Source organism: Serratia sp. KG1D, from assembly GCF_037150675.1.
In the GTDB taxonomy this organism is placed as follows: Bacteria; Pseudomonadota; Gammaproteobacteria; order Enterobacterales; family Enterobacteriaceae; genus Serratia; species Serratia nematodiphila.
The window spans coordinates 339,990-353,005 of sequence record NZ_JBAGIH010000001.1; the positions used below are offsets into that span (position 1 = coordinate 339,990).

10 protein-coding genes are annotated in these 13,016 nt (G+C 58.2%); 6 read left to right on the forward strand and 4 right to left on the reverse strand.

Annotated elements, in window-relative coordinates:
* The first annotated feature begins 122 nt into the window (after positions 1–122).
* The 5 genes from nagE (at position 123) to WFM45_RS01705 (ending at position 9,090) form a co-directional block, all read left to right on the forward strand.
* Positions 123–2,159 (forward strand): N-acetylglucosamine-specific PTS transporter subunit IIBC, encoded by a 2,037-nt coding sequence (nagE, locus tag WFM45_RS01685; RefSeq protein WP_031299992.1) that lies wholly within the window; start codon positions 123–125, stop codon positions 2,157–2,159.
* Positions 2,160–2,399: 240 nt separating this feature from the next.
* Positions 2,400–4,064 carry a glutamine--tRNA ligase gene (glnS, locus tag WFM45_RS01690; protein ID WP_336954253.1) on the forward strand — a complete coding sequence of 555 codons (1,665 nt, stop codon included), beginning with the start codon at positions 2,400–2,402 and terminating at the stop codon, positions 4,062–4,064.
* A gap of 578 nt (positions 4,065–4,642) precedes the next feature.
* Positions 4,643–6,046, forward strand: a complete 1,404-nt coding sequence (chiP, locus tag WFM45_RS01695; RefSeq protein ID WP_004939945.1) for a chitoporin ChiP — start codon at positions 4,643–4,645, stop codon at positions 6,044–6,046.
* 46 nt (positions 6,047–6,092) lie between these two features.
* Positions 6,093–6,419, forward strand: a complete 327-nt coding sequence (gene chiQ, locus WFM45_RS01700; RefSeq protein ID WP_048322392.1) for a ChiQ/YbfN family lipoprotein — start codon at positions 6,093–6,095, stop codon at positions 6,417–6,419.
* A 13-nt stretch (positions 6,420–6,432) separates the two neighbouring features.
* Positions 6,433–9,090 carry a beta-N-acetylhexosaminidase gene (locus WFM45_RS01705; RefSeq protein WP_336954257.1) on the forward strand — a complete coding sequence of 886 codons (2,658 nt, stop codon included), beginning with the start codon at positions 6,433–6,435 and terminating at the stop codon, positions 9,088–9,090.
* Between the two features lie 248 nt (positions 9,091–9,338).
* Here the strand turns inward: WFM45_RS01705 and fur are convergent, their stop codons facing one another.
* From fur to ybfF, 4 genes are all read right to left on the reverse strand, one after another.
* Entirely contained in the window at positions 9,339–9,785 is a 447-nt protein-coding gene (fur, locus tag WFM45_RS01710; protein WP_004939939.1) for a ferric iron uptake transcriptional regulator, read from the reverse strand.
* 329 nt (positions 9,786–10,114) lie between these two features.
* Complete coding sequence (gene fldA / locus WFM45_RS01715; protein WP_004939938.1) at positions 10,115–10,654, reverse strand: flavodoxin FldA; 540 nt, start codon at positions 10,652–10,654, stop codon at positions 10,115–10,117.
* A gap of 255 nt (positions 10,655–10,909) precedes the next feature.
* A complete protein-coding gene (gene ybfE / locus WFM45_RS01720; RefSeq protein WP_004939936.1) occupies positions 10,910–11,197 on the reverse strand; it encodes a LexA regulated protein in 288 nt (95 codons plus the stop codon).
* 256 nt (positions 11,198–11,453) lie between these two features.
* Entirely contained in the window at positions 11,454–12,227 is a 774-nt protein-coding gene (gene ybfF / locus WFM45_RS01725) for an esterase (protein ID WP_156865278.1), read from the reverse strand.
* 224 nt (positions 12,228–12,451) lie between these two features.
* Between ybfF and seqA the strand changes: the two genes are divergently transcribed.
* Complete coding sequence (gene seqA, locus WFM45_RS01730) at positions 12,452–12,994, forward strand: replication initiation negative regulator SeqA (protein WP_033633921.1); 543 nt, start codon at positions 12,452–12,454, stop codon at positions 12,992–12,994.
* Positions 12,995–13,016: the final 22 nt, after the last annotated feature.

The window sequence follows — 13,016 nt, forward strand, 5'->3', positions numbered from 1 at the left end:
ACAAAATAAATTTTTTACACTCGGCATGAGTGATACGTGCCATGCGTTTTTTCTAAAAAGGTAGTGAGAGCTCCAAATAAACTACTAATAGGGTCCGTCCGCGGACAACATAGGGGGAAAAGGTGAACATTCTTAGTTATTTGCAAAAGGTGGGACGGGCGCTGATGGTGCCGGTCGCCACGCTGCCCGCCGCCGCCATCTTGATGGGCGTCGGGTACTGGATTGACCCTGTTGGTTGGGGCGGCGACAACGCGCTCGCCGCTTTCTTCATTAAATCCGGCTCCGCTATCATCGACAACATGTCGGTGCTGTTTGCTATCGGCGTGGCCTACGGCATGTCCAAAGACAAGGACGGCGCCGCCGCGTTGACCGGCTTCGTCGGTTTCCTGGTGCTGACCACCCTCTGTTCGCCGGCCGCCGTGTCGATGATTCAGAAGATCCCGCTGGATCAGGTGCCTGCCGCGTTCGGCAAGATCCAGAACCAGTTCGTCGGTATTCTGGTGGGCATCATTTCCGCCGAAGTGTACAACCGCTTCAGCGGCGTCGAGCTGCCTAAGGCGCTGTCGTTCTTCAGCGGCCGCCGCCTGGTGCCGATCCTCATCTCCTTCCTGATGATCCTGGTGGCTTTCATTCTGATGTACATCTGGCCGGTGATCTTCAACGGTCTGGTGAACTTCGGTGAACACATCCAGAAAATGGGCTCGGTCGGCGCGGGCATCTATGCCTTCTTCAACCGCCTGCTGATTCCGGTTGGCCTGCACCACGCGCTGAACTCGGTGTTCTGGTTCGACGTGGCCGGCATCAACGATATTCCTAACTTCCTCGGCGGCCAGCAGTCGATCGAAGCCGGTAAAGCGGTTGTCGGCATCACCGGCCGTTATCAGGCGGGCTTCTTCCCGATTATGATGTTCGGTCTGCCGGGTGCGGCGCTGGCCATTTATCACTGCGCGCGTCCTGAGAACAAAGCCAAAGTGGCGGGCATCATGCTGGCGGCCGCTTTCGCCGCCTTCTTTACCGGTATCACCGAACCGCTGGAATTCTCCTTCATGTTCGTGGCGCCGGTGCTGTACGTGATCCACGCCGTGCTGACCGGTATCTCGGTGTTCATCGCCGCCAGCATGCACTGGATCGCCGGTTTCGGCTTCAGCGCCGGCCTGGTGGATATGGTGCTGTCTTCCCGCAACCCGCTGGCGACTCACTGGTACATGCTGATCCCGCAAGGCCTGGCGTTCTTCGTCATCTACTACGTGGTGTTCCGCTTCACTATCAACAAGTTCAACCTGATGACCCCGGGCCGCGAGCTGGCGGTTGCCGGTGACGAAACCGACGGCTACGACGTCAACGTCGACAGCAACGCGGGTAAAGACGAGAACGAAACCACCACGCTGGCCCGTCGCTACGTCGGCGCGATCGGCGGTTCCGATAACCTGACCGGCATCGATGCCTGCATCACCCGTCTGCGCCTGAACGTGAAAGACTCCGCGCTGGTGAACGACGCATTGGCGAAACGCCTCGGTGCATCGGGCGTTATCCGCCTGAACAAGCAAAGCGTGCAAGTGATCGTCGGCACTCGTGCCGAACTTATCGCCAGCGCGATGCGCAACGTGATCGCGGCCGGCCCGGTAGCGGCAGCGGCGGCTCCGGCGGCGGCCCCTGCTGCAGAAGCCAAACCGCAGGCGGTGCCGAACGCGCCGAAAGCCGCGTTTGAAACGCTGGTGGCGCCGGTAACCGGTGAAGTGGTGGCACTCGATCAGGTGCCGGACGAAGCCTTCGCCAGCAAGGCGGTAGGCGACGGCCTGGCGATTCGCCCGACCGACAACATCGTGGTGTCGCCGGCTGACGGCACCGTGGTGAAAATCTTCAATACCAACCACGCCTTCTGCCTGGAAACCGACAAGGGCGCTGAGATCGTGGTGCACATGGGGATCGACACCGTCGCGCTGGAAGGCCAGGGCTTCAAACGCCTGGTGGAAGAGGGCGCGGAAGTGAAAGCCGGTCAACCGATTCTGGAACTGGATCTGGATTACCTGAACGCCAATGCGCGTTCGATGATAAGCCCGGTGGTAGTCAGCAACTCTGACGACTATGCCGGCCTGGCGGCGCTGGCCAGCGGCTCTGTGGTCGCCGGTCAGACCAAGCTGTACGAGATCCAGAAATAAGGCTGTTTTTACCTGAGTAGTACCCGGGGCCGGTCACGCATCATGGCGGAGTTTGCCCCGACTTGGCGGGAAGAGAGCGATCTCTTCCCGCTTTTTTTATCCCATCTCGCTCCACGGCGGTGCGCTGCGCGCCGATGGTGCAATATGCCGCATTTTTCGTGAAACAAACGGTTGTTTCCAGACGTGGCTTGTTGGATCATAGGCGGTTATGTGTAGAGCTTTGCATTGAGGAACAGTGAAATGAGTGAGGCTGAAGCCCGCCCAACCAATTTTATCCGTCAGATCGTCGATGAAGATCTGGCGTCGGGGAAACACACGTCGGTACATACCCGTTTCCCGCCGGAGCCTAACGGCTATCTGCATATCGGCCACGCCAAGTCCATCTGCCTGAACTTCGGCATCGCCAAGGACTATCAGGGCCAGTGCAACCTGCGTTTCGATGACACCAACCCGGTGAAAGAAGACATCGAGTTCGTGGAGTCAATCAAGCACGACGTGGAGTGGCTGGGCTTTGAGTGGAGCGGCAACGTTCATTACTCCTCAGACTATTTCGATCAGCTGCATCAGTATGCGGTTGAGCTGATTACCAAGGGGCTGGCCTACGTCGATGAGCTGTCGCCGGAGCAGATCCGTGAATATCGCGGCACCCTGACCTCGCCGGGCAAAGACAGCCCGTACCGCGACCGCAGCGTGGAAGAGAACCTGGCGCTGTTCGAGAAGATGCGCAACGGCGAGTTCGCCGAAGGCGCCGCCTGCCTGCGCGCCAAGATCGATATGGCTTCGCCGTTTATCGTGATGCGCGACCCGGTGCTGTACCGCATCAAGTTCGCCGAACACCACCAGACCGGCGACAAATGGTGCATCTACCCGATGTACGATTTCACCCACTGCATTTCCGATGCGCTGGAAGGGATCACCCATTCGCTGTGCACCCTGGAGTTCCAGGATAACCGCCGTCTGTATGACTGGGTGCTGGATAACATCACCATTCCTTGCCACCCGCGGCAATACGAGTTTTCGCGTCTGAACCTCGAATACGCCATCATGTCGAAGCGCAAGCTGCACCAACTGGTGGCCGAGAAGATCGTCGAAGGTTGGGATGACCCGCGCATGCCGACCGTCTCCGGTCTGCGCCGCCGCGGTTATACCGCCGCCTCGATTCGCGAGTTCTGCCTGCGCATCGGCGTGACCAAGCAAGACAACAACGTCGAGATGGTGGCGCTGGAATCCTGCATTCGCGACGATCTGAACGAGAACGCCCCGCGCGCCATGGCGGTGCTGGATCCGGTGAAAATCGTCATCGAGAACATGGGCGATGCGGTGGAAATGGTCACCATGCCTAACCACCCGAACAAGCCGGAAATGGGCAGCCGCGATGTGCCGTTCAGCCGCGAGATCTATATCGATCGCACCGACTTCCGCGAAGAAGCCAACAAGCAGTACAAGCGTCTGGTGCTGGGCAAGGAAGTGCGTCTGCGCAATGCGTACGTGATCAAGGCCGAGCGCGTCGAGAAGGACGAAGCGGGCGAGATCACCACCATCTTCTGCAGCTACGATGCGGAAACGCTGAGCAAAGATCCTGCCGACGGCCGCAAGGTGAAGGGCGTGATCCACTGGGTGTCCGCGGCGCACGCGTTGCCGGCGGAAATTCGCCTGTACGATCGCCTGTTCAGCGTGCCTAACCCGGGCGCGGCGGAGGATTTCCTCTCTACCATCAACCCGGAATCGCTGGTCATCAAGCACGGTTTCGTCGAGCCGAGTCTGGCGGCCGCCCAGCCGGAGAAGGCCTACCAGTTCGAGCGTGAAGGCTACTTCTGTGCCGACAACCGTTACTCGTCGGCCGAGCATCTGGTGTTTAACCGCACCGTTGGCCTGCGTGATACCTGGGCGAAAATCGAAGGCTAATCTTATTCGCCTTGGAAATTAATGAATCAGCGCGGCTTAGGCCGCGCTTTTTTTATGTCTGCCATTGAGCAAATCATCTATTCCTGCAGCGTTATTCCGGGCTGTGCTTAATTAACCTCGGTGCGTTAATCAATAAGTTTTCTGATATTGGACTTAATAGCCTTAATTTTTACTTATATATTCGTGATGCGAATTAATTTCATTTGGAGAGCGCTCTCAATTTTTATTGTCTGAATGACGGATTTGGTCAGGCTGAAACCATTAATCGTCTCTGGTTGACCTTGTATCTCAATTTATTCTGATTTAATTGAATTTTTTATTCGACACCTTCCATGAACACTGGCGTAACAAAATCTCACTGATATGTGCTCCTTGTCATATTTTGACAAATCTCCCGCATTTTTCATTTGATAATTCGCGTCGCGAAAAATAGTCTGTCTGTAGCAATTAGTGCTGTGGGAATAACATCTCGTCGGCAATTTTTTTTACCCGTTCGGGTTTTTTATTGGCAGTCGTGCAGGGCAGTGGTGAACACAGGCGGCTGCAACTTTTAAGTTAAGTCAAAGAGGAATTTCAATATGGGTACGCACGGTGCTCAGCGTAAAACGCTGGCGCTCGCAGTCGCGGGCGCGCTGTTGGGAACAGGGTTTGCCATGGCGCCTGAGGCGAAAGCCGCAGGGTTTATCGATGATTCCACGCTGACCGGCGGCATCTATTACTGGCAACGTGAGCGCGACCGTAAAGATCTCAATCCGGACAGCAAGGATTACAACCAATACACCACCAACCTGTCGCACTCTACCGCCAACCTGAGCCTGGATTTCGCCTCGGGCTACGCCTGGGACATGTTCGGCTTGGATGTCGGTGCCTTTACCGCCATCGAGCTGGCTGAATCCAGCGCCAGCGGCCACCCGAACGAGATCGCGTTCTCCTCAAAAAACCGTACCTACGACGAAGACTATTCCGGTGACAAAGGCGGCGTCAGCCTGTACAAAGCCGCCGCCAAGTTCAAATACGGCCCGGTCTGGGCGCGCGCCGGCTATATTCAGCCGAGCGGCCAAACCCTGCTGGCGCCGCACTGGAGCTTTATGCCGGGAACCTATCAGGGCGCCGAGGCCGGCGCCAAGTTCGACTACGGCGATGCCGGCGCGTTGAGCTTCTCCTACATGTGGGCCGACAAATACAAGGCGCCGTGGCATATCGAGGTAGACGACTTCCGCCAGAACGATAAGAAAACCCGCGTCTCCTACCTGCACTCGCTGGGCGCCAAGTACGATTTCAAAAACGATCTGGTGCTGGAAGCCGCCTTCGGCCAGGCCCAGGGTTACGTGAATCAGTACTTCACCAAGGCGTCTTACAAATTCGATGTGCTGGGCAACCCGCTGACCACCAGTTACCAGTTCTACGGTGCGGAAGATCGCATCAGCGACAAGAACGATCCGAACAGCATCTACGACGGGCTGGCCTGGCTGCAGGCGCTGACCTTCGGTTACACCACCGGCCAGTTCAACTGGCGTCTGGAAGGCACCATGGTCAAGGCGGAAGGCAACCAGGGCTTCTTCCTGCAGCGCATGACCCCGACCTACGCCTCGTCCAACGGCCGCCTGGATGTGTGGTGGGATAACCGCTCCGACTTTAACGCCAACGGCGAGAAAGCGGTGTACGCCGGCGTGATGTATGACCTCAGCAACTGGAACCTGCCGGGCATGGCGGTCGGCGGCTCCTACGTTTACGCCTGGGACGCCAAGCCGAGCACCAACCCGATCTACGATCAGAGCCAGCGCCTGAAAGAGAGCGCCTGGAGCCTGGACGCGATGTACACCATCCAGGAAGGGCGCGCCAAGGGCACGCTGATCAAGCTGCACTACACCCAGTATGACAACCACACCAACATCCCGAGCTGGGGCGGCGGTTACGGCAACATCTTCCAGGACGAGAAAGACGTCAAGTTCATGGTCATCGCGCCATTCACCATCTTCTGATGCGTTCCCCGGCCTCGTCGCCGGGGGCAGTTAAGGGAATTCAACGATGAAAAAAATCATGCTGATGTTGGCGGCCGCCGCGGCCTTGAGCGCCTGCGCGCAACCCGCCGCGCCGCCGGAAGACGCCAAATTGAAGCAGGCTTACAGCGCCTGCATCAACACCGCCGAAGGTTCGCCGGAGCGTCTGCAGCCCTGCAAGGCGGTGCTGAACGTGCTGAAACAAGAGAAACAGCACCAGCAGTTTGCTGAGCAGGAAACGGTGCGGGTGATGGATTATCAGAACTGCATTATGGCGGTGCACAGCGGTAACGGTCAGGCTTACGACGCCAAGTGCGGCAAGCTGTGGCAAGAAATTCGCGATAACAATAATTAAGAAGGACGAGAAGATGAACGCATTCAAACTGAGCGCGCTTGCCGCTTTGACGGCAACGATGGGATTCCTGGGCGGCATGGGTAATGCCATGGCCGATCAACAGCTGGTGGATCAGCTGAGCCAGCTGAAGCTGAACGTGAAAATGCTGGATAACCGCGCCGGCGAAAACGGCGTGGATTGCGCGGCGCTGGGCGCCGACTGGGCCTCATGCAACCGGGTGTTGTTCACCCTCAGCAACGACGGGCAGGCGATCGACGGCAAGGACTGGGTCATCTATTTCCACAGCCCGCGCCAGACCCTGCGGGTGGATAACGATCAGTTCAAGATCGCGCATCTGACCGGCGATCTGTACAAGCTGGAGCCGACCGCCAAATTCAGCGGTTTTCCTGCCGGCAAGGCGGTGGAAATCCCGGTGGTCGCCGAATACTGGCAGCTGTTCAGAAACGACTTCCTGCCGCGCTGGTATGCCACCTCCGGCGACGCCAAGCCGAAAATGCTGGCGAATACCGACACCGAAAACCTGGACCAGTTCGTGGCGCCGTTCACCGGCGATCAGTGGAAGCGCACCAAGGACGACAAAAACATTCTGATGACGCCGGCTTCGCGCTTTGTCAGCAATGCCGATCTGCAGACGTTGCCCGCCGGCGCGCTGCGCGGCCAGATCGTGCCGACACCGATGCAGGTGAAGATCCACGCACAGGACGCCGACCTGCGCAAAGGGGTATCGCCGGATCTGAGCACGCTGGTCAAGCCGGCGGCGGACGTCGTCAACCAGCGCTTCGCGCTGCTGGGCGTGCCGGTTCAGGCCAACGGTTACCCGATCAAGACCGACATCCAGCCGGGCAAGTTTAAAGGTGCGATGGCCGTGCCGGGCGCTTATGAGCTGAAAATCGGTAAGAAAGAGGCGCGGGTGATCGGCTTCGATCAGGCCGGGGTGTTCTACGGGTTGCAGTCGATCCTGTCGTTAGTGCCGAGCGACGGCAGCGGCAAGATCGCCACGCTCGACGCCAGCGATGCGCCGCGCTTCCAGTATCGCGGCATTTTCCTCGACGTGGCGCGCAACTTCCATAAGAAGGACGCGGTGCTGCGTCTGCTGGATCAGATGGCGGCTTACAAGCTCAATAAATTCCACTTCCACCTGAGCGATGACGAAGGTTGGCGCATCGAGATCCCCGGTTTGCCGGAGCTGACGGAAGTCGGCGGCCAGCGCTGCCACGATCTGAGCGAAACCACCTGCCTGCTGCCGCAGTACGGCCAGGGGCCGGACGTCTACGGCGGCTTCTTCAGCCGTCAGGACTATATCGACATCATCAAATACGCCCAGGCGCGCCAGATTGAGGTGATCCCGGAGATCGACATGCCGGCGCACGCCCGCGCCGCGGTGGTGTCGATGGAGGCGCGCTATAAAAAGCTGCATGCCGCCGGCAAAGAGCAGGAGGCCAACGAATTCCGCCTGGTGGATCCGACCGATACCTCCAATACCACCTCGGTGCAGTTCTTTAACCGCCAGAGCTACCTGAACCCGTGCCTGGATTCCTCCCAGCGCTTTGTCGACAAGGTGATTGGCGAGATTGCCCAGATGCATAAAGAAGCCGGGCAGCCGATCAAAACCTGGCACTTCGGCGGCGATGAGGCGAAAAACATCCGCCTGGGCGCCGGCTATACCGACAAGGCGAAACCGGAGCCGGGTAAAGGCATCATCGACCAGAGCAACGAAGACAAGCCATGGGCCAAGTCGCAGGTTTGCCAGACGATGATCAAAGAAGGCAAGGTGGCCGACATGGAGCACCTGCCGAGCTACTTCGGCCAGGAGGTCAGCAAGCTGGTGAAGGTGCACGGCATCGACAGAATGCAGGCCTGGCAAGACGGCTTGAAAGACGCCGAGAACGCAAAGGCGTTCGCCACCTCGCGCGTGGGCGTCAACTTCTGGGATACGTTGTACTGGGGCGGTTTCGATAGCGTCAACGACTGGGCCAACAAAGGATATGAAGTGGTGGTCTCCAACCCGGACTACGTCTACATGGACTTCCCTTACGAGGTGAACCCGGACGAGCGCGGTTACTACTGGGGCACCCGCTTCAGCGACGAGCGCAAGGTGTTCAGCTTCGCGCCGGACAACATGCCGCAGAACGCGGAAACCTCGGTCGACCGCGACGGCAACCACTTTAACGCCAAAAGCGACAAGCCATGGCCGGGCGCCTACGGTCTGTCCGCTCAGCTGTGGAGCGAAACCCAGCGCACCGATCCGCAGATGGAATACATGATCTTCCCGCGCGCGCTGTCGGTGGCGGAACGCGCCTGGCACCGCGCCGGTTGGGAGCAGGACTATCGCGCCGGACGTGAATACAAAGGCGGGGAAACCCACTTTGTCGACACCAAGGCGCTGGAGAAAGACTGGCTGCGCTTCGCCAATATCCTGGGTCAACGAGAACTGGCCAAGCTGGACAAGGGCGGCGTCGCCTACCGTCTGCCGGTGCCGGGCGCCCGCGTGGCGGGCGGCAAGCTGGAGGCGAATATCGCGCTGCCGGGATTGGGCATCGAGTACTCCACCGACGGCGGCAAGCAGTGGCAGCGTTATGACGCCAAGGCCAAGCCGGCGGTATCGGGTGAGGTGCAGGTGCGTTCGGTCAGTCCGGACGGTAAACGCTACAGCCGCGCCGAGAAGGTCTAAGCCCGGCACATCGGCCTGTCGTCATGGCGGCGGGCCGCTTAACGAAGGGGGAATGCGTTCGCCCCCGCGCGTGCCGGCGTGGGGCGGATGTTGAAGTGAGAGCAGTACGTGGAGTCGCAGTGCCGCTGCAATTGTAGTATTTCATGACATGATCTTCCCCCGGCTGGTCCGGGGATTTTTTTGCCCGTTGTACGGCGGGCAAAAAAAAACCGCCTCAATGTGAGGCGGTTTCTCATAGCCGGTGAGGCTTATTTCTTGTCGTGCAGCGATTCGTCTTCGCGGCAGTCACCGGTTTCACAGTGGCCGTACAGGTACAGACTGTGGTTGGTAAGCTTGATGCCGTGCTGCTTGGCGATATCACGCTGGCGCACTTCGATGGATTCGTCGCTGAATTCGATCACTTTGCCGCAGTCCAGGCAAATCAGGTGATCGTGGTGATGCTGTTGGGTCAGCTCGAACACGGACTTGCCGCCTTCGAAGTTGTGACGTGTCACAATGCCCGCATCGTCAAACTGGTTCAGTACGCGATAAACCGTTGCCAGGCCGATCTCTTCGCCCATATCAATCAGTTTTTTGTACAAATCTTCCGCACTGACGTGATGGCATTCCGGATTTTGCAGTACTTCCAGGATTTTGAGTCGCGGAAGCGTGACTTTTAAGCCGGCCTTCTTCAATGCGATGTTGTTGTCGGTCATGCGAATTCAGTCCTGTTACTATGCTAATCAAGTTGAGGCGTACTCGCCTGTGGCATCGGTCGGCACAAAGAGTTAATGCGTCTCATTATAGAACCGGTTGTACTAAATGGAAACCGCCGGTTGTTAACAAAGATATAATTGCACTATTGCATGTTTTGCATGCAACGCCTTGATGGATGGGATAAACCGATATCTCAGTCTACCGTGACGGGGTGGGAAGTTACAAATCTGTAGCTTCTATCGCAGCAATCCCTGTTGCCGATGACGGCCCTGTCGGCACACTATGCACTTTACAGGGCCTTTGTTCAACCTTTCGCCAGTCCCGGCGTTTAGCCGACGATATCGGCCAGGCTCAGCTCTTCGACGATCTGTTTGACCCAGGCGTCGACGCGCTCGTTGGTCAGCTCCGGCTGACGGTCTTCGTCGATCGCCAGACCGATGAAGTGGTTGTCGTCCGCCAGGCCTTTGGAAGCTTCGAAGTGGTAGCCTTTGGTCGGCCAGTGGCCAACGATGGCCGCGCCGCGCGGTTCGATGATGTCGCGGATGGTGCCCATCGCGTCACAGAAGTATTCCGCGTAGTCTTCCTGGTCGCCGCAACCGAACAGCGCCACCAGTTTGCCGTTGAAATCGACTTCTTCCAGCGTCGGGAAGAAATCGTCCCAGTCACACTGCGCTTCACCGTAGTACCAGGTCGGGATACCCAGCAGCAGGATATCGAACCCTTCCAGGTCTTCTTTGCTGCTTTTGGCGATGTCGTGCACTTCAGAGACGTCGTCGCCAAACTGTTTCTGGAGAATTTTCTGGATCATTTTGGCAATGTTTTCGGTATTGCCAGTGTCGCTGCCAAAGAAAATGCCTACAGTAGCCATATCGCGTATAACCTTTAAATTCAATTAATTGCATTACTCGGCGCCGGCACTGCCGCCGATTAAAATGATGCCATGGCAAGAGCCTTTCGCCACGGTGGCGGGCGCCGACAGGCGCAGTCTCTTACCGGTAAATGCGTATCATGCCAGAAAGTGGCGCCGGGGTTTTATCGCATTTATGCGATGCCGAAGGATGAAGAAAAGCGTGGTCGATCCGGCGTTGTCCTTAACGCCGCGCCGCGCGTGCGGCCGAAGAGATCAATGTTCCGGCTGTTCTTCCGCCAGTTGCGCCAACAGCATCTGCTCGATGAGTTCGCTGCGGCTGATGTTGCGCTGTTCCGCCAGTTTGTTCAGGGCGTCCACCGCATCCGCGTTGATTTTCAGCTCTACGCGCCGCAATCCGCGCACTTTATCGCGCCGTAACTGATTGCGCTTATTGATTCTAAGCTGTTCATCGCGGGAAAGCGGGTTGGTTTTCGGGCGCCCCGGACGGCGTTCATCTGCGAACAGATCCAGCGTCGTGCGATCCGTTTGTTCTTTTGCCATAGGTAGCGGTACTGCAAGGGAGTTTGCATCAAAAAGCGCTCGCACGCTTCTGGAGGCATCGGTTAACACACTTCGGGCCAATAAACCCTAACCCAAATTTACCCCCGAACCGGCGTTCGCGAACGCGCTGGCGCGGCGGCAAAATTATAGCGCGCCATATTACCCCAGCAGATGGAGCGGCGACAATGCCTAACTGCGGGCTAAACGCGCTAAGCCGTTATCTTTAGCGCGTTTTTTCGCCAGGCGAGCGCGTTTTTCAGGCTTCGCCGAGGAAACGGTGGATGGCGCGCAGCACCGCCTCCGGTTTTTCGGCGTGCACCCAATGGCCGGTGCCGGCGACGACGTGCGCGCGTGCCTGCGGGAATTGGCGGGCGATGTCTGCACGGTAGCTGTCCTGCACGTACGGCGACAGGCCGCCGCGAATGAACAGGGTCGGGTGTGGCCAGGCCGGCACGTCCTGCCAGCCGGTGATGTCTTCGTAGCGTTCGATCAGCACCGGCAGGTTGAAGCGCCATTCACCGTTATGGAAGGACTTCAGCAGGAACTGGATCACGCCTTCTTCCTGCAGGTAGTCGCGCATCAACTGGGCGGCCGCCTGGCGCTGGGTGATGCCGGCGGCGCTGACGGCCTTCAGCGCGGCGAAGATCTCGTCATGGCGTCGGGTCTGGTAATCCACCGGCGCGACGTCAATGACGATCAGCTTGGCGATGCGCTCGGGCGCGATGGCGGTCAGCGCCATCGCCGCTTTGCCGCCCATCGAGTGGCCGATGACGATCGCTTTCTCCAGCTGCAGGTCGTCGAGCAGCGCCAGCAGATCCTGCGCCATGGCGGGGTAGTTCATATCGTTGGCGCGCGGGGAGAGGCCGTGGTTGCGCAGATCGACTTTGATCACAGTGTGCTGTTTATGCAGATCGCGCGCCAGCACGCCCAGGTTGTCGAGATTGCCGAACAGCCCGTGGATCAGCAGCACCGGCAGCGCGTCTGACTCGGCGGCCAGCAGTTGATAATGTAATTTCATGGCGAAGTTCATACTGAGAGAGATTCAGATTAGGGTATCATGATTGAATCGCACGATGAATCATGCGGAATTTTCGCGGCGCGGGCTTGGCAGTGCCGGCTATAGGTATTAGTCTGCATTTGCCGTCCGGAGGCACATTGTTGTGTTCGCCCCAGCGCTTTTAACCTTATAATCCCATGGCTTGAATGCAGGATCTGGCTTCAGGTTCTAAGTAGAAAAAACAGTATTGGATAAAGATGAAAACTATTGAAGTCGACGAAGAGCTTTACCGTTATATTGCCAGCCACACGCAACACATCGGTGAAAGCGCGTCCGATATTTTACGCCGCATGTTGAAATTTACCGCCGGCCAGCCGGTGCGCGCGTTGCCTGCCGCCAGTGCGTCGCCGTCCGTCGAGCTGGAAAAAACGGCGCCGGTTCAGCGTCCGCGCGATCGCGTGCGCGCCGTGCGTGAACTGCTGCTGTCGGATGAATACGCCGAGCAGAACAAAGCGGTCAACCGTTTCATGCTGGTGCTCTCCACGCTGTACACCCTTGATGCCGCCGGTTTTGCCGCCGCCACCGAGGCGTTGACCGGCCGTACCCGCACCTATTTCGCCGGCGATCAGCAGACCCTGCTGGCCAACGGCACGCATACCAAGCCGAAGCATGTGCCGGGCACCCCTTACTGGGTGATCACCAATACCAATACCGGCCGCAAACGCAGCATGATCGAACACATCATGCAGGCGATGCAGTTCCCGGCGGAACTGATCGAGAAAGTTTGCGGTACCGTCTAATTTAGCGAACAGCCCGTCATGA

Bases quoted from the DNA above. Each gene is read 5' to 3' on its own strand.
- glnS (WP_336954253.1), top strand. From the start codon at position 2,400: ATGAGTGAGGCTGAAGCCCGCCCAACCAATTTTATCCGTCAGATCGTC.
- chiP (WP_004939945.1), top strand. From the start codon at position 4,643: ATGGGTACGCACGGTGCTCAGCGTAAAACGCTGGCGCTCGCAGTCGCG.
- chiQ (WP_048322392.1), top strand. From the start codon at position 6,093: ATGAAAAAAATCATGCTGATGTTGGCGGCCGCCGCGGCCTTGAGCGCC.
- WFM45_RS01705 (WP_336954257.1), top strand. From the start codon at position 6,433: ATGAACGCATTCAAACTGAGCGCGCTTGCCGCTTTGACGGCAACGATG.
- fur (WP_004939939.1), bottom strand. From the start codon at position 9,785: ATGACCGACAACAACATCGCATTGAAGAAGGCCGGCTTAAAAGTCACG.
- fldA (WP_004939938.1), bottom strand. From the start codon at position 10,654: ATGGCTACTGTAGGCATTTTCTTTGGCAGCGACACTGGCAATACCGAA.
- ybfE (WP_004939936.1), bottom strand. From the start codon at position 11,197: ATGGCAAAAGAACAAACGGATCGCACGACGCTGGATCTGTTCGCAGAT.
- ybfF (WP_156865278.1), bottom strand. From the start codon at position 12,227: ATGAACTTCGCCATGAAATTACATTATCAACTGCTGGCCGCCGAGTCA.
- seqA (WP_033633921.1), top strand. From the start codon at position 12,452: ATGAAAACTATTGAAGTCGACGAAGAGCTTTACCGTTATATTGCCAGC.